This is a genomic window from Streptosporangium heterodermiicola, from assembly GCF_051390675.1.
Taxonomy (GTDB): Bacteria; Actinomycetota; Actinomycetes; order Streptosporangiales; family Streptosporangiaceae; genus Streptosporangium.
This window is the reverse complement of record NZ_JBPJSR010000013.1, coordinates 194,108-208,848: the sequence shown is the minus strand read 5'-3', so window position 1 is coordinate 208,848 and position 14,741 is coordinate 194,108. Positions and strand designations below refer to the sequence as shown.

General features: G+C 72.9%; 15 protein-coding genes. 4 read left to right on the top strand and 11 right to left on the bottom strand.

Going from position 1 to position 14,741, the window contains the following annotated elements:
• Position 1: 1 nt before the first annotated feature.
• Positions 2 to 820, top strand: coding sequence for an SAM-dependent methyltransferase (locus ACSC1Q_RS27155; RefSeq protein ID WP_436761510.1), 819 nt, complete (start codon positions 2 to 4; stop codon positions 818 to 820).
• Between the two features lie 191 nt (positions 821 to 1,011).
• On the opposite strand, the gene ACSC1Q_RS27150 is transcribed toward ACSC1Q_RS27155, so the two are convergent.
• Positions 1,012 to 2,676 carry a RecQ family ATP-dependent DNA helicase gene (locus ACSC1Q_RS27150; RefSeq protein WP_436761509.1) on the bottom strand — a complete coding sequence of 555 codons (1,665 nt, stop codon included), beginning with the start codon at positions 2,674 to 2,676 and terminating at the stop codon, positions 1,012 to 1,014.
• 269 nt (positions 2,677 to 2,945) lie between these two features.
• Complete coding sequence (locus ACSC1Q_RS27145; RefSeq protein WP_436761508.1) at positions 2,946 to 3,602, bottom strand: fasciclin domain-containing protein; 657 nt, start codon at positions 3,600 to 3,602, stop codon at positions 2,946 to 2,948.
• 211 nt (positions 3,603 to 3,813) lie between these two features.
• Between ACSC1Q_RS27145 and ACSC1Q_RS27140 the strand changes: the two genes are divergently transcribed.
• Positions 3,814 to 4,275: a PPOX class F420-dependent oxidoreductase gene (locus ACSC1Q_RS27140; protein ID WP_436761507.1), complete on the top strand. Its 462-nt coding sequence runs from the start codon at positions 3,814 to 3,816 to the stop codon at positions 4,273 to 4,275.
• Between the two features lie 148 nt (positions 4,276 to 4,423).
• On the opposite strand, the gene ACSC1Q_RS27135 is transcribed toward ACSC1Q_RS27140, so the two are convergent.
• Entirely contained in the window at positions 4,424 to 5,653 is a 1,230-nt protein-coding gene (locus ACSC1Q_RS27135) for an NAD(P)/FAD-dependent oxidoreductase (RefSeq protein WP_436761506.1), read from the bottom strand.
• A gap of 135 nt (positions 5,654 to 5,788) precedes the next feature.
• Positions 5,789 to 6,424 (bottom strand): hypothetical protein, encoded by a 636-nt coding sequence (locus ACSC1Q_RS27130; protein WP_436761505.1) that lies wholly within the window; start codon positions 6,422 to 6,424, stop codon positions 5,789 to 5,791.
• Positions 6,425 to 6,441: 17 nt separating this feature from the next.
• On the opposite strand from ACSC1Q_RS27130, the gene ACSC1Q_RS27125 reads away from it, so the two are divergent.
• The gene (locus tag ACSC1Q_RS27125; RefSeq protein WP_436761504.1) at positions 6,442 to 6,645 is read left to right on the top strand and encodes a hypothetical protein; all 204 of its coding nucleotides are present in this window, start codon (positions 6,442 to 6,444) and stop codon (positions 6,643 to 6,645) included.
• 21 nt (positions 6,646 to 6,666) lie between these two features.
• Here the strand turns inward: ACSC1Q_RS27125 and ACSC1Q_RS27120 are convergent, their stop codons facing one another.
• The 5 genes from ACSC1Q_RS27120 to ACSC1Q_RS27100 form a co-directional block, all read right to left on the bottom strand.
• On the bottom strand, positions 6,667 to 7,335 hold the full coding sequence (locus tag ACSC1Q_RS27120) for a VC0807 family protein (RefSeq protein ID WP_436761503.1): 669 nt from the start codon (positions 7,333 to 7,335) through the stop codon (positions 6,667 to 6,669).
• 170 nt (positions 7,336 to 7,505) lie between these two features.
• The gene (locus tag ACSC1Q_RS27115; RefSeq protein WP_436761502.1) at positions 7,506 to 8,117 is read right to left on the bottom strand and encodes a TetR/AcrR family transcriptional regulator; all 612 of its coding nucleotides are present in this window, start codon (positions 8,115 to 8,117) and stop codon (positions 7,506 to 7,508) included.
• Between the two features lie 188 nt (positions 8,118 to 8,305).
• Positions 8,306 to 9,409, bottom strand: a complete 1,104-nt coding sequence (locus ACSC1Q_RS27110) for a Gfo/Idh/MocA family protein (RefSeq protein ID WP_436761501.1) — start codon at positions 9,407 to 9,409, stop codon at positions 8,306 to 8,308.
• Positions 9,406 to 10,155 (bottom strand): sugar phosphate isomerase/epimerase family protein, encoded by a 750-nt coding sequence (locus ACSC1Q_RS27105; protein WP_436761500.1) that lies wholly within the window; start codon positions 10,153 to 10,155, stop codon positions 9,406 to 9,408. The genes ACSC1Q_RS27110 and ACSC1Q_RS27105 overlap by 4 nt, the downstream gene beginning before the upstream one ends.
• Positions 10,156 to 10,211: 56 nt before the next feature.
• On the bottom strand, positions 10,212 to 11,129 hold the full coding sequence (locus ACSC1Q_RS27100; protein WP_436761499.1) for an ROK family protein: 918 nt from the start codon (positions 11,127 to 11,129) through the stop codon (positions 10,212 to 10,214).
• A 298-nt stretch (positions 11,130 to 11,427) separates the two neighbouring features.
• Between ACSC1Q_RS27100 and pgm the strand changes: the two genes are divergently transcribed.
• Positions 11,428 to 13,065 carry a phosphoglucomutase (alpha-D-glucose-1,6-bisphosphate-dependent) gene (gene pgm, locus ACSC1Q_RS27095; RefSeq protein ID WP_436761498.1) on the top strand — a complete coding sequence of 546 codons (1,638 nt, stop codon included), beginning with the start codon at positions 11,428 to 11,430 and terminating at the stop codon, positions 13,063 to 13,065.
• Between the two features lie 124 nt (positions 13,066 to 13,189).
• Here pgm and ACSC1Q_RS27090 read toward each other — a convergent pair whose 3' ends face one another.
• Entirely contained in the window at positions 13,190 to 14,065 is an 876-nt protein-coding gene (locus ACSC1Q_RS27090) for a diacylglycerol/lipid kinase family protein (RefSeq protein WP_436761497.1), read from the bottom strand.
• A 23-nt stretch (positions 14,066 to 14,088) separates the two neighbouring features.
• A complete protein-coding gene (locus tag ACSC1Q_RS27085) occupies positions 14,089 to 14,634 on the bottom strand; it encodes a hypothetical protein (RefSeq protein ID WP_436761496.1) in 546 nt (181 codons plus the stop codon).
• Positions 14,635 to 14,741 lie beyond the last annotated feature (107 nt).

Genomic DNA, 14,741 nt, shown 5'->3' with positions numbered 1-14,741 from the left:
CATGAGCGATGCGTCCCGGCGTCCGGGGGCGGGCCTGGACACCAGCGTGCCCAACATCGCCAGGATGAACAACTACTTCCTGGGCGGTAAGGACAACTTCGCCGCCGACCGCAGGGCGGCGGAGGAGGTGCTCGCCATCGCGCCCGAGGTCAGGGACATGACGCACGAGGCCCAGGCGTTCCTGGGCCGGATCACGCGCTATCTCGTCGAGGAGGGCATGACCCAGTTCGTCGTCATCGGCTCCGGGCTGCCCAACCGCCGCAACGTCCACCAGGTGGCCCAGGAGATCGTGCCCGACACGCGCGTGGTCTACGTCTCCAACGACCCGGTGGTGCTCTCCCACGCCCGCGCCACGCTGGCCACCAACGCCCACACCGGCGTCGTCGAGGGTGACGTCATGCACCCCAGCGAGCTGCTCACCGACCCGGAACTGCTGCGCCTGATCGACCTGGACCTGCCGGTCGCCGTGCTGATCCTGTCGGCCCTGCAGTTCATCCCCGACGAGGACGACCCGCACAAGAGCGTGGCCGTCCTTCGCGACGCGGTGCCGGTCGGCAGCCACTTCGCCATCGGCCACGTCGTCTTCGACACGCGCCCGGAGGCCCGGAGCGCGGTGGTCGAGATCTTCCAGCGGGTCCTCGGCCGCGGCGAGGACGCCTCGCGGCGGAGCGAGCAGGTGCTGCGCTTCTTCGACGGGCTGGACCTGGTCGACCCCGGCCTGGTCTACATACGCCACTGGCACCCCGACAACCCGCTCACCGCGCAGCGCCGCGACAAGACGTGGACGATGGGCGGGGTGGCCCGCAAGTCCACGGGCTGACCCGGCTCCGGCCTCGCGGACGCCCCGCCTCGCGGACGCCGCCCCGTAGGCCCCCGCCCCGCCTTCGCGAGTTCCTCCGCCCCGCCTCGTGGACCGGCCCGCCCGGCCTTCGCGGACTTCCGGCCCCACCTCGCGGACCCGCTCCGTCCGGCCCGGCGGGCTCTCCCGCCTCGCGGCCCCTCCCGGCCCGCCTAGCCCGCGACCAGGAGGTCGTCGCGCTCGACGGCCTCCAGGGAGAGCGTCTTGTAGCCGACCTCGTCGAACAGCACGGTGATCCGGTCGCTCTCCCTGCTCATCACCATCCCCGGGCCCCAGGCGCTGTGCCGCACCTTGGCGTGCATCGCGAAGGGCCCCTCCTCCTGCTTCTTCCCCGTCTTCCCCGCCACGGCCTCCGGCTCGCCGGGGAGACCGGCACGGCAGGTGTCGCAGGCCCCGCAGCCGTGCTCGCGCGGCTCGCCGAAGTATTCGAGCAGGAAGCGGCGGCGGCAGCCCGTGGTCTCCGCGTACGCGCGCATCATGTCGATCCGGGAGTCGTCGATGCGGCGCCGGGTGTCGTCCAGCTCGACGGCGCGGGCGGTGGCCGCCTCGGGCTCGGGCCCGTCGGGCACCCCGCGCAGGTCGCCCTCCCCGGTGACCTCGATCGCGCTCGCCCGCTCCAGCAGGTTGACCAGCCGGGTGAGCCGGGTGGCGCCGACGCCGAGCAGGGTTCGCAGCTCCCCCGCGGGTACGGTGCCGCCGTGCTCGTGCACCAGCGTGGCGACCCGCAGCAGGAGCTCCTCGTCGGCCCGTCCCCCGGCGAAGAACCTGCGCAGCCCGAGGTCCTCGGAACGGTAGAACAGCACCGCGGCGGCGGGCTCGCCGTCCCGCCCGGCGCGGCCGATCTCCTGGTAGTAGGAGTCCGGCGACTCCGGCGGGGCGGCGTGCAGCACGAACCGCACGTCCGGCTTGTCGATGCCCATGCCGAACGCCGAGGTCGCGACCACGACGTCCAGCTCGTCGTCGCGGAACATCTCGTGGATCCGGTGACGCTCGGCCGCCCTCATCCCCGCGTGGTACGGCTCGGCCCTGCGACCGGCCTCGCGCAGCGCGGTGGCGTACTCCTCGGCGGCGCGGCGGGTGGCGACGTAGACCAGCCCGAGCCCGGAGCGTGACGCCGCGTCCTCCACCAGTGCCCGCCTCAGGTCCTCCTGGGTGACGAAGCGGCGCACCTCCAGGTCGATGTTGGGCCGGTCGAAGCCCCGCACGATCTGGCGGACGTTCCTCAGGCCGAGGGAGGCGATGATCTCCTCCCGCACCGCGGGGGCGGCCGTCGCGGTCAGCGCCACCACCGGCGGGTGCCCCAGCCGTTCGATGACCTGCCCCAGTCTCAGGTAGTCGGGCCGGAAGTCGTGCCCCCACGCCGACACGCAGTGCGCCTCGTCCACGGCGATCAGCGAGGGACGCGCGGCGCGCAGCCGTTCGACCGTCTCCGGTTTGGCGAGCTGCTCGGGCGAGAGGAACACGAACTCGGCCGTGCCCGCGCGTACGGCCTCCAGGGAGGCCTCGCCGCCGGACTGGGCGGAGTTGACCGCGACCGCCCCGCCCGCGTCGGCCTCGGCCAGCCCGGCGACCTGGTCGCGCTGGAGGGCGATGAGCGGTGAGACGACGACGGTGGGCCCGTCGAGCAGCAGGGCCGGTACCTGGTAGACGGCCGACTTGCCGCTGCCGGTGGGCATGACCACGAGGGCGTCGCCCCCGCCCAGCAGATGGCGCATGGCGTCGAGCTGGCCGGGTCGCAGGTCCCGCCAGCCGAAGACCTTGCGGGCCACCGCCCGCAGCCTCCGCGCCCTCGGCCCGAACCGGTCCTTGATGTTCATCGCCCTCCGCCTTCCCGCCGTGTGTCGGCCAGTTACCCGCGGATCGGGGCGCTAGTCGCACTGCGTCCCCTTGATCGTCGGATGGCACGAGACGGGTATGGGCGGGTATGGGCGGCGGGGTACGGGCGGGCGGTGGACGCGGGTGAGGGGCGCCCGCGAGGGCACCCCTCCTCCGGTCGGATCGCTCCGGCCGGATACGGGACCCGGCCGGTCGGGCCACGACGGCCGGCGGGACCGTCGTGGCCGTCACGAGCGTCGCGTCACCGCGGTTACTTCGGCGTGAGCACCGTGTCGATGAGGTAGACGACGGCGTTGGCGGTCTGGATGTTGCCGCAGACGACCTTGGCGCCGTTGACGGTGAAGTCCTCACCGGAGCCCGCGACGGTCAGCGTCCCTCCCTGCATCGTGGTCAGCTCGCCGCTGGTCAGGTCCTCCGGAGCCTTCTTCCCCTCGACGACGTGGTAGGTCAGGACCTTGGTCAGCTGTGCCTTGTCGGCCAGGAGCTTGTCGAGCGTGTCCTTCGGGATCTTGGCGAACGCGTCGTTGGTGGGCGCGAACACCGTGATGTCCTTGGCCGAGTTGAGCGTCTCGGTCAGGCCGGCCTGCTCGACCGCCTGGGCGAGCGTGGACAGGGCGGGGTTGGAGGCGGCCGCGGTGGCGACCGGCTGCGAGGCCATCTCGCTGAGGCTGCCCTCGCCGCTGGCGGGCAGGGACGCGCACCCGGGGCCGAACGGCTCCGTCATCGCTCCGGAGGGCTCGGGCGACATGCTGTCCGTGGGCGAGGCGCTGTCCGTAGGCAGAGCCGAGTCCGTCGGGATCGGTGTGGGAGAGAAGACCCGCGCGTCGGCGGCGACCGCGTGCGCGGCGGGGACGGCGGTCAGGGCGAGCACGGTCAGGGCCGATGCCAGAAGAGACTTCTGCTTCACGGTTATCTCCTTGTTTGGGCGGATGAGCCATCCGGGTCCGTCGGCGGGTTCCCGAGCCACTCATGTCCTGCATTGGAGATCAATTCCCTGATATTTGGTGCTAAATGCCCCACTAGAACACTCTTGACCACATATCTCCCGAGAAAGATGGCCATTTTCCATTCGATGGGGCGTTATTTCGGGCGTGCCGGATCCCCGTAGAGTGGGAATCATGAGCCCGAAGATCGCAACCAACGAGGTCGTCTCCCGCGACCTGCTCCTGGATTTCCTCCGTGACCGCCACCGCGCGCTGGTCATCACGACGCGGCGCGACGGCAGGCCACAGGCGTCCCCGGTGACCTGCGGCGTCGACTCCGAGGGCCGGATCGTGGTGTCCACCTACCCCGAGCGTGCCAAGACCTCCAACGCCCGCCGCGACCCGCGGGTCAGCGTCGTGGTCCTGTCGGACGACTTCGACGGCCCCTGGGTGCAGGTGGACGGCACCGCCGAGGTCCTCGACCTGCCGGAGGCCCTCGAACCGCTGGTCGACTACTACCGGTCGATCTCCGGTGAGCACCCCGACTGGGACGAGTACCGGGCGGCCATGGCGAGGCAGGGCAAGTCGCTGCTGCGCGTCACCCCGGAGCGCTGGGGGCCCATCGCCACCGGCGGCTTCCCCGCCCGGCTGGCCTGAGAACCGCCCGGCCGACCTGGGAGGGTCCCCTCGGCCGACGTGAGGGACGTTCCCGGGTCGGCTTGAGTGACGTTCCCCTGACAGGCTTGAGGGACGTTCCCAGGTCGGCTTGAGTGACCCTGACAGGCTTGAGGGACGCTCTCCCGGGTCAGGCGCCCAGGTCGGCCAGGACGGCGTCGGCCGCCCGGCGTCCGGAGACCAGGGCGCCCTGCTGCGAACCGGTGTCGCGGTGGTCCCCGCACACGTAGCGGCCCGGCGCGAGACGCACCGCGCGCCGCAGCGGGAACGGCGGCACCATCGCGGGCAGCGCCTCCCCGACGGCGTACGTCGCCAGATGCTCCCAGCCGGAGGTGTCGGTCCCGTAGATCTGCGACAGCCGCGCCCTGACGCGGGGCTCGTCCGTGCCGGAGAGGACTCCCAGCACGGACGTGGAGACCAGCGCGCGGCCCGGCGGGGCGTACCCGGGCGCGGCGTCGCTGATGACCAGGGTGTCGGTGACGTGGCCCTCCGCGTCGACGATCTGCGTGGGGTCGCCGTCCATGGGGGAGCGGGAGGCGGCGTGGTAGAAGGTCGTCACCGAGCGCATCGCCGGGATCTCCAGCCCCGGGCAGACCGTGGCGGCCGTGGCCGGGTCGGTGGCCACCACCACCGCGCGGGCCGGGATCGTCACGCCCCCGGCCGTCTCCACCCCCTCGGCGGTCACGGCGGCGACCGGGGTGCCCAGCGCGAGCGCCCCCGGGGGGAGGCGCGCCGCGAGCTGCCGGGGGATCTCCCCCATGCCGAGTGCGGGCACCCCGACCGTTCCCCGGACGAAGGAACGCCAGACGAGGTGGAAGAAACGGCTGGAGGTCTCCAGCTCCCGTTCCAGGACGACGCCCGACAGGAACGGGCGGATCAGCTTCTCGACCATCCTCGGCGAGATGCCCCGGTGCCGCAGCTCCTCGCGCGTGGTGCGCTCGCGCCCGCCGCGCAACCGGCTCACCGGCAGCAGGGCGTCTCTCGCGCTCAGCGCCGCCAGGGCCGCCTTGTCGGCCGGTGAGCCCACGTCGGCCAGGAGCCCGCCGAGCGCCTGGCCCGGGTGTCGCCAGGGCAGCATGATCCGCTCCCGCCGTCCCCTCTCGAAGGAGATCAGGCCGGACGGGATCGGGCGCAGGTCCAGGGCGGCGACGTCGAGGACCCGCGCGGCCTCCGGGTAGGCGGTGTTGAACACCTGGAAGCCGTGGTCCAGCCGGAAGCCGTCCACGACATCGGTGCGCACCCGGCCGCCCACCTCGTCCGCCGCCTCGACGACGCGGACCTCCGCTCCCGCCGAGCGCAGCCGGAGGGCGCAAGCGAGACCGGCGAGCCCCGCACCGACGATGACCACCGTGTCCCGCATGACGCATCCCCCCGGGTCGACGGCGGCACGGGGTCCGTGGAGCCCGTGGAGTCCCCCGGGTGGGGGACCCGCCGCCCATGTCTTCGAGCGGGCGGGTGCCGGGGGTTGCGCCCGCCGCTCCGTTCCCCGTACGGCCTACCCCAGCTTCACGGTGATCTCTCCCCCGAGCCGGAACCCCCCGGTCAGCTCCAGGTCGTCGCCGCTCCAGAACCGGCCCGGGTCGTACCAGTTGGGACGCCGTCCTCCCGGCAGCAGCCCCATGGCCTCGTACGTGACCGCGACGACCTCGGCGCAGTAGGCGCTCTCCAGGGCGCTCTCCTCCGTGCCTCGCTTGAAGAGCTTGGGCACCCGTCCCTTCATCCAGCGGCCTGCGAGCCTCGCCGTCGACGGGAAGGGCGTGCCGTCCAGCCGGGCGACGGTGCGCAGGACGGCGTCCTCCATCTCGCGGGGGGTCTGCGGCTCCAGCTGCCGCAGCCAGCCGCGCTGGCCGTATCTGGTCGCCCAGACCGTGACCGCCTCCCGCAGGTCGTGCAGCTGGACGCCGCGCTGGTGGGTTCCCGACCACAGGTCGGGCAGGGAGCGGCCCAGCTCCGCGTGCCACATCAGGGGCGGCATGTCGTCGATGACGACCGACATGCCGACGTGGTTGACGGGGCTGTTCGTCATGGTCTGGATGGCTCGATCGGGCACCGTACGACCGCGGAACAGCCACACGTCGCCGGTGCGGGTCAGGTTGACGGCCTCATCGAGGCTGATGCTCTTGCCGGACATTCCGATAGCGTAGGCACATGCGATGGTGGAAGATACTCGGTCTGGCAGGAGTGGCGGGCGTCGCGGCCACGGGGGTCGTGATCGCGCGGGCCGAGCGCCGGCGGCAGGCGTACACCCCGGACGAGATCCGCACCCGCCTCCGTGCCCGCCTGGAGGACTCCGCGGAAGAGCCCGCCAAGCCGGACCTGAAGATCGTCGGTCCCGCCGACCAGGCGCCTTAGCTCCTCTCCCCCGGGACCGGCTCAGGCGACGGGCTCCGGGGCCGTACGGCCCTCCACGCGGTAGAGGTCCGAACGGGGGTGATGGAGCCCGGCGCGCGCCTGGTACACGTTGACGATCACCAGTATCACGATCGAGAACGCCCCGTACTGCAGGCCGCCCAGCCCCACGGCGAGGTCGATCGGGAGAGTCAGCGCGATCACCACCCGGAGGGCCGCGTCGACCAGCGCCCCGACGCCCCAGATGACCGTGGAGACCCGCCACACCCGGCGGAAGCGCGGCGAGGCGGCCCACAGGTCGTCCCACGACACGTCCCTGGCGCCGACCCGGCCCTCCAGCAGCGGCCGGGAGAACTGCAGGGCCAGCGGCCTCGGCCCCCGGGCGGTGGCCAGGAACCAGCCTCCGGCCACGACCATCACCAGGGCGCCCTTGAGGAGCAGGAAACGGGGACTGCCGCCGACGACCGACAGCCCGGCGCTCACCAGCATGGCGCTCACCATGAACAGGCCCACGGAGTCGAGGCGGCGCTCCCTGACGAGGGTGGCGACCATTCCGGTGCCGGGCACCAGGGAGCTGACGACCAGGGAGGTGACGTAGCCGACGTCCGCCGCGCGCAGGGCGTAGTAGAGCCCGATGGGCAGGACGAGGTCCACGAGCATCAGCACGGCCGCCGCCCGACGGCCCGCCCGCACTTTCGTCCCCGTCCCCGTTCCTGTCCCCGTCCCCGGCTCCACGCCCGCGCCCGTCCCCGCTTCCAGCTCCGCCCCCGCGCCCACTCTCGTCCCCGTCCCCGCTTCCGGTTCCGTTCCCATCCCCGCCCCCGTTCTCGTTTCCGGCTTCGCCCGCGCCTCCCGTTCGGCTCTCATCCCCCGCTCCGCGTGGCCAGGTCGAAGATGGTCACCAGTTCGGCGGCGTAGAGAGTGGTGTCGACGTCGGGGTCGGCCTCCATCAGGAAGGGCAGCCCGTCCACGGACCGCTGGATGCTCATCGCCATCACCCTCGGTTCGAAGGCGCGGAACTCGCCCTCCCGCTGGCCCCAGCGCAGGATCTCCTCGATGTGGGAGAGGGTTCTCAGGTCGGTGGCCGCGTCGTGGGAACGCTCGCCGTCCTCGCCCCGGTAGTTGACGAAGATCTCGTACAGCGCCCTCATCTGGACGCGGTGGGTGGCGATGAACTCGACGTTGCCCGTGATGTAGGCCCTGATCGCCCCGCTCGCCGTGGGCTCCGCCCGCACCCGCTCGGACATGAACTCGCCGATCTCCCGGTAGACCTCGGCGACGACCTGGGCGATCAGCTCGTTCTTGCCCTGGAAGTGGTACGAGATCAGGCGGGTGCTGCTGAGCCCGGCCCGCTCGGCGATGCGCGCGAAGGAGGCCTGCCCGTACCCCAGCTCGGCGATCGTCTCGATCGCCGCCTCGACGATCTGGGCGCGTCGCGCGGCTGCCGCCAGGCTCGGCGGCTTCGTTACTTGCATAGGTAATAAATAACTCAGGCAAGTAACAAGCGCAAGAGGTGGACCGGGAAACGGTCCACCCCTCGCGTCGTCCTGCTCTCACCCTCGTCCGAAGCCACCGTCCGAAGCCACCGGCCCAAGTCACCGGCTCAAGTCACCCGCCCAAGCCACCGGCCGGAACTCTCCGTCGAAGCCCTCGCCCGGAGGCGTCAGTCGAAACGGATCGCGGCCGGGTCCCACCCCTCGGGCAGCGGGGCGGGTATCGGGCAGGTGCTGGCGATCTCCACGAACTCGGCCCGCTCCGCGGACTCCGCGACGGCGATCATCGTGTCGAGGACGTGCAGGCCCAGCTCGCCGGTGGTCCGGTGCGGCCTCCCCTCGCGGATGGCCTGGGCCATGTCGAGCACGCCCAGGCCGCGACCGGCCTCGGTGCCCTTCGTGGGGACCGGCACCCACTCGTCGTCGTCGGCCCGGCGCAGCCGCACCTCGCCGCCGAAGGTGTTGGGGTCGGGCACCTGCATGGTCGCCTCGGTGCCGGTGATCTCGACGAACCCGGTGCGGCGCAGCGGCGAGTCGAAGCTGAACACCATCGTGGCGGCCTGTCCCCCGGCGAACTCCAGGAGCGCGGTCGTGTGGGTGGGCACCGCCACCGGAAAACGCGCCCCGGCCTTGGGACCGGAGCCGACGACCCGCTCGTCCCTGGCCCTGCGGCCGACCGCGGTCACCCGCGTCGCCGGGCCGAAGAGGGTCACCAGGGTCGTCAGGTAGTACGGTCCCATGTCGAACAGCGGCCCGGCCCCCGGCTGGAAGAAGAACTCGGGGTTTGGATGCCACGACTCGGGGCCCGGCGTCTGGAACAGGACCAGGCCGGTGAGCGGGGTGCCGATGGCCCCCTCGGCGACGAGCCTCGCCGCGGTCTGCAGCCCGGCACCCAGGAAGGTGTCGGGGGCGCTGCCCAGGAGCACCCCAGCCGAGGCGGCGGCCTCGACGAGCCTCGCGCCCGACTCCCTGTCCACGGTGAACGGCTTCTCGTTGTAGACGTGCCGCCCGGCCAGGACGGCGGCGAGCGCCACCTCGGCGTGCGCGGCGGGGATCGTGAGGTTCACCACCAGCTCCACGTCGGGGTGCGAGATCGCCTCCTCCGGGGAGGTCGCCACCGGCACGCCGTACCGCTCGGCGACCTCACGGGCGCGGTCCAGGTCGAGGTCCGCGCACGCCACCACCCGCACGCCGGGGAAGGTGGTGAGGTTGCCCAGGTACTGGTGGCTGATGTTCCCGCAGCCGACGATCGCCACCCCGAGCGGGCCGGTCACGAGCTCACCCGCCCGGCGGCGGCGAGACCGGTCAGGTAGACGTGGCTGTCGGCCAGCGCCTGGAGCATGTCGGTCGCGCAGTGGTCGAGCTCCACGATCCGTACCGCGTCCGGCGCGGTGTTCAGCGCGTCCACGATGGGCACCCGGCCGGAGCCGACCGCGGTCATCGGGCCCTCCTGGGTGGCGGGGCCGTCCTTGACGTGCAGGTGGCTCACCCGCTCGCCGAGCCGGGTCAGCAGTCCCGACGGGTCGACCCCGCCGGTCGCCGCCCAGTAGAGGTCGACCTCCAGCAGGATCGAGGGGTCGAGCAGCTCCGCGAGCACCTCCAGCGCGGGACGGCCGTCCACCCGCTGCTCCAGCTCCCACCAGTGGTTGTGGTACCCGAGCCGCAGCCCGTGGTCGGCCGCCTCGCGGGCCGCCTCGCCGATGTTCCTGGCCGCCAGCTCGACCCCCTCCCTGTCGGCGAACCACTCGGCGGGGGCGGCGGGCACGATGACCGTCTCCGCGCCGACGGCGACGGCCCCGGCCAGCGCGGCCGCGCGCCGCTCGTCGAGGAGCGGGGCGTGCACGCTGCACACCGAGAGCCCGGCCTCCCGCAGGTCCTCACCGAGACCTTCCGGGTCGAGGTGCGCGTCGTACGGCTCGACCGCGCCGTAGCCCATGTCGGCGATGCGGCGCAGCACCGCGCGGCGGTCGACGGCCGCCTGTTCGCGTACGGAGTACAGCTGGACGGCTAGTGAGCTCATCGGTTCTCCTTAGCGTGGACACCTCCGCCTGCGGGCGGAGGAGAGAACGCGGCCCGCTACCCCGCGACGGGGAGGACCAGGGCCGCGGCGCCGTACAGGCCGGCGTCGCGTTCCAGGGAGGTACGTTCGACCCTCAGGCCGCGCAGGAAGCCGAGGCCCGCCCGCTTGGCGACCGCCTGGCGCAGCGGGGCGAGCAGGGTCTCCCCCGCCCCGGAGACGCCGCCCCCGATGACGACGTCGTCGAGGTCGAAGAGCGCCGCCGTGCTGAGGATCGCCACGGCCAGGGCGTCGGCGGCCCGCTGGAAGGCCAGCTGGGCGACGGGGACCCCGCGCGCGGCGTCGGCCGAGAGCGCGCGGGCGTCCGGGGGCGCGTCCGGAGGGGCGCTCCAGCCGTTCGCCAGCGCCCAGCGGACCGTGCTCGGGCCGCTGGAGATCGTCTCCAGGCAGCCGATCGCACCGCAGGGGCAGAGCTCCCCGTCGCGGTCCACGGAGATGTGCCCGATGTGCCCGGCGTTTCCGGTCGGTCCCACGTACGGCACCCCGCCGAGGACCAGGCCCCCGCCCACGCCGGTGGACACCACGATGCCCAGCAGGGCCCGGGAGCGCGAGTGCCCGCCCCGCCACCACTCCCCCAGCGCCATGCACTGCGCGTCTCCCGCGAGCGTGACCGGCAGGCCGGGAAGGAGCTCGCTCACCGCGCCGACCAGCGGGAACTCACGCCAGGAGGGGATGTTGACCGGGCTGACCGTGCCTGCGACGGCGTCGAGGGGCCCGGCTGAGCCGATGCCGACCCCGGCCAGATCCCCCAGATCCTCACCGGCGGGGACGTCGCGGATGTGCCGGACGAGCGAGACCAGCGTCGCCTCGGGGTCCTGGCCGACCGGCAGTTCCGCCCTGCGTGCCACGGTCCCGTCCGGCCGGACCAGCGCCGCGGCGAACTTGGTGCCGCCGATGTCGATCGCGAGGGCGGTCATCGGCCGGCCTTCCCGGCGTACCGGAACCCGGAGGGACGGCAGGCGGAGGTACGGCAGGCGGCCACCGGGGACACCACGCGGCTGGGCAAGGGGATCCTCCGCTGATCGATGCCACAAAGGGTGCGACACCCAAGTGACCGGGCAAACAGGCTGAAGGTACGACGCCGATGACAACGTTGTCAACGGCCTGCGGAGAGTGCGTGGCCACCTGTTCACCACGAGCCCTCCATGAGTTGTGCAGGCTTATCCGATTTGGGGGCAGATACGGTTAGCTCAGGTGTGATGTGAGGAGACTGCGATGACGCACGAACACGCGGGCCAGCCCGCCAGGCCGTCCGATCTTGTCGACGTGGCCCGCCTGGTGACCTCCTACTACGCCCTGCATCCCGATCCGGGCGAGGTGGGCCAGCGGGTGGCGTTCGGGACGTCGGGACACCGGGGCTCCTCGCTGAACGTCGCGTTCAACGAGGACCACATCCTCGCGACCAGCCAGGCGATCGTGGAGTACCGGGCGGCGCAGGGGATCGACGGCCCGCTGTTCCTCGGCGCCGACACCCACGCCCTGTCGGAACCTGCCCGGGTTTCGGCGCTTGAGGTCTTCGCGGCCAACGGGGTGACGGTCGTGATCGACAGCCGGGACGGCTACACCCCGACCCCCTCGGTCTCCCACGCGATCCTCGCCCACAACCGGGGGCGCTCCTCGGGGCGGGCAGACGGCGTGGTGGTGACCCCCTCGCACAACCCGCCGGGCGACGGCGGATTCAAGTACAACCCGCCGCACGGCGGTCCGGCCGACACCGACGCCACCTCCTGGATCCAGGACCGGGCCAACGCGCTGATCGCCGACGGCCTGAAGGAGGTCAGGCGGGTCCCGTACACCAGGGCGCTCGCCGCCGACACGACCGGCCGGTACGACTTCCTCGGCCACTACGTGGACGACCTGCCCTCGGTGCTGGACCTCGACGCCATCAGGGAGGCGGGGGTGAGCATCGGCGCCGACCCGCTGGGCGGGGCGAGCGTCGCGTACTGGGGGGAGATCGCCGAGCGGCACCGGCTGGACCTGACGGTGATCAACCCGCTGACCGACCCGACGTGGCGGTTCATGACGCTGGACTGGGACGGCAAGATCCGGATGGACTGCTCGTCGCCGTACGCGATGGCCTCGCTCATCGCCAACCGCGACGCCTTCGACGTCTCCACGGGCAACGACGCAGACGCCGACCGGCACGGCATCGTCACGCCCGACGGGGGGCTGATGAACCCCAACCACTACCTCGCCGTGGCGATCTCCTACCTGTACTCCCACCGGCCCGGCTGGCCCGCCGACGCCGGGATCGGCAAGACGCTGGTGAGCAGCGGCATGATCGACCGGGTCGCCGCCGACCTGGGCAGGCGGCTGATGGAGGTCCCCGTCGGGTTCAAGTGGTTCGTGCCGGGCCTGCTGGACGGCTCGCTGGGCTTCGGCGGCGAGGAGAGCGCCGGGGCGTCGTTCCTGCGGCGCGACGGCTCGGTGTGGACCACCGACAAGGACGGCCTGATCCTGGCGCTGCTCGCCTCGGAGATCATCGCGACCACCGGCCGCTCGCCGAGCGAGCACTACCGCGACCTGGTGTCCAGGTTCGGCGACCCCGCCTACGCCCGCGTCGACGCCCCCGCGACCAGGGAGGAGAAGGCGGTGCTCGCCAAGCTCTCGGCCGAGCAGGTCACCGCGGGCAGCCTCGCCGGCGAGGAGATCACCCAGGTGCTCACCTCGGCCCCCGGCAACGGCGCCGCCATCGGCGGGCTCAAGGTCGCCACCGAGAGCGCCTGGTTCGCCGCCCGACCCTCCGGCACCGAGGACGTGTACAAGATCTACGCCGAGTCCTTCAAGGGCCCCGAGCACCTGGAGCGGGTGCAGCAGGAGGCGCGCGACCTGGTCTCGGAGTCCCTGGGCTGACGGCGCCGGCGGCGGGCGACCGGCGGGCGCCCCGGGCGCCTCCCGGAGTGGCCGCCCGCCGGACGGCCGGGCTCCCGCGTACCCGCCCCGGACGACGGAGCGGGCGCGGCATCAGGTGAAGGCGTCAGGTGAACATGCGCCAGGCGGCGGGCATGACCGTCCAGCTGCGCCGGGTGATCCGGCCGGTCAGCTCGCCGTCGGCGTTCACCGGGACGGGGCCGCCCTCCACGGTCACCTCCCTGCCGCGAGTGGTGATCACGTCGCGCAGGCCGGGGTGGGTTCCCTTGCGCAGCCGCAGGGCGTAGACGAGCCTGTCCAGCGGGCCGGTCGTCAGTGAGACGACGACGTCGGCCATGCCGTCGTCGGGCCTGGCGCGGGGGGCCAGCGGGGTGCCGCCGCCGATGGTGACGCCGTTGCCGATGCCGGCCATGAGCACCGGGCGCCCGCCGCCGAGGGAGCGGCCGTCCACGGTGACGCGCAGCTTCCAGCCGGGGCTCCGCACCCCCGCGATCAGCGCTCCCGCCGCGTAGGCGAGCCGCCCGAGCACCGGCTTGAGCGGCGTGGCGTCCTCGGACGCCTCGGCGCCGATGCCGAGGTGGACCATGTTGACGACGACCCCGCCCTCGTCGTCCACCAGGAGGTCGAGCGGCTGGGGCCGTCCGGCGAGCACGACGCGGGCCGCGACCGGCGGGTCCAGCGGGACGCCCAGGCCACGGGCGAAGTCGTTGCCGGTGCCGAGCGGGACGAGCCCCACCGTGCGGGCGTCCAGCTCGCCGCGCCGGTGCAGGGTGGCGACCACCACGTGCAGCGTGCCGTCACCGCCCAGCACGACCACGTCCCTGCCGGGACAGGCGTCGAGCATCTCGTCCAGGTCCTTCTCCCCGGCGGGCGCCTCGATCACGTCGGCGCCACCGCCGCGCAGCGTTTCGAGGGCGGCGGTCCTGGCCTCGTCGTCGGCGCTTCCCGCGCTCTCGTTGTAGATCGCCAGCAGCTCGGCCATGTCGTTCCTCCACGTGGTCGTCCCTACGGTCCCTGCCCACGGGAATCCCGATCACGCGGGTCCCCGTCCATCCGCCACCAGCGCAGGGACACCCAGAGCCCGGTTCCGACGCCGATCAGCGCGGCCAGGACGTACACCGCGCCGATCGTCGTGTCCGAGGTGTAGCCGTTGCCCGCCACCAGGATCGCCATGAGCAGCGCGGCGAGCAGCCCCACGCCCGCGCCTCCGGCGAGACCGAGCAGGCCCACCCTCAGTGCGCGGGCCAGGCCGCCCGCGGGGCGGGGCACCGGCGTCATGACGGTCAGGAGGCGTCCCACGACGAGGGCGGGGTCGTCGTCGACCCCGCCGGCGACGAGCTGGACGGTCACCCCGCCCCGGTCGGGCTCGCTCAGGCAGATCCAGTGGCGTTCCTCAAGGAAGACGGTGGCGCCTCCCGCTCCGGGAACGGTCAGCCACAGGAACGGTGTGCCCTCGGGGAACGTCCGCACGCCGTGGCGGGCCGTCGGGGCGTGCACGTCGAGCGCCGCGCCGAGAGCGCGCAGCGCCACCTCCTGGCCGGATCTCCCCACGGCTGCCTCCCTTCCTCGTCCCTTCGTGACGCACGACGCGGCGGTCGCCTCCCGGCGGATCGAGGGGCACCCGGAGGATCGGGGCCGTACGGCGGGATCCGTACGGC

Coding starts and splice junctions, on each gene's coding strand:
- ACSC1Q_RS27155 (WP_436761510.1), top strand. CDS start 2: ATGAGCGATGCGTCCCGGCGTCCGGGGGCGGGCCTGGACACCAGCGTG.
- ACSC1Q_RS27150 (WP_436761509.1), bottom strand. CDS start 2,676: ATGAACATCAAGGACCGGTTCGGGCCGAGGGCGCGGAGGCTGCGGGCG.
- ACSC1Q_RS27140 (WP_436761507.1), top strand. CDS start 3,814: ATGAGCCCGAAGATCGCAACCAACGAGGTCGTCTCCCGCGACCTGCTC.
- ACSC1Q_RS27135 (WP_436761506.1), bottom strand. CDS start 5,653: ATGCGGGACACGGTGGTCATCGTCGGTGCGGGGCTCGCCGGTCTCGCT.
- ACSC1Q_RS27130 (WP_436761505.1), bottom strand. CDS start 6,424: ATGTCCGGCAAGAGCATCAGCCTCGATGAGGCCGTCAACCTGACCCGC.
- ACSC1Q_RS27125 (WP_436761504.1), top strand. CDS start 6,442: ATGCGATGGTGGAAGATACTCGGTCTGGCAGGAGTGGCGGGCGTCGCG.
- ACSC1Q_RS27115 (WP_436761502.1), bottom strand. CDS start 8,117: ATGCAAGTAACGAAGCCGCCGAGCCTGGCGGCAGCCGCGCGACGCGCC.
- ACSC1Q_RS27105 (WP_436761500.1), bottom strand. CDS start 10,155: ATGAGCTCACTAGCCGTCCAGCTGTACTCCGTACGCGAACAGGCGGCC.
- ACSC1Q_RS27100 (WP_436761499.1), bottom strand. CDS start 11,129: ATGACCGCCCTCGCGATCGACATCGGCGGCACCAAGTTCGCCGCGGCG.
- pgm (WP_436761498.1), top strand. CDS start 11,428: ATGACGCACGAACACGCGGGCCAGCCCGCCAGGCCGTCCGATCTTGTC.
- ACSC1Q_RS27090 (WP_436761497.1), bottom strand. CDS start 14,065: ATGGCCGAGCTGCTGGCGATCTACAACGAGAGCGCGGGAAGCGCCGAC.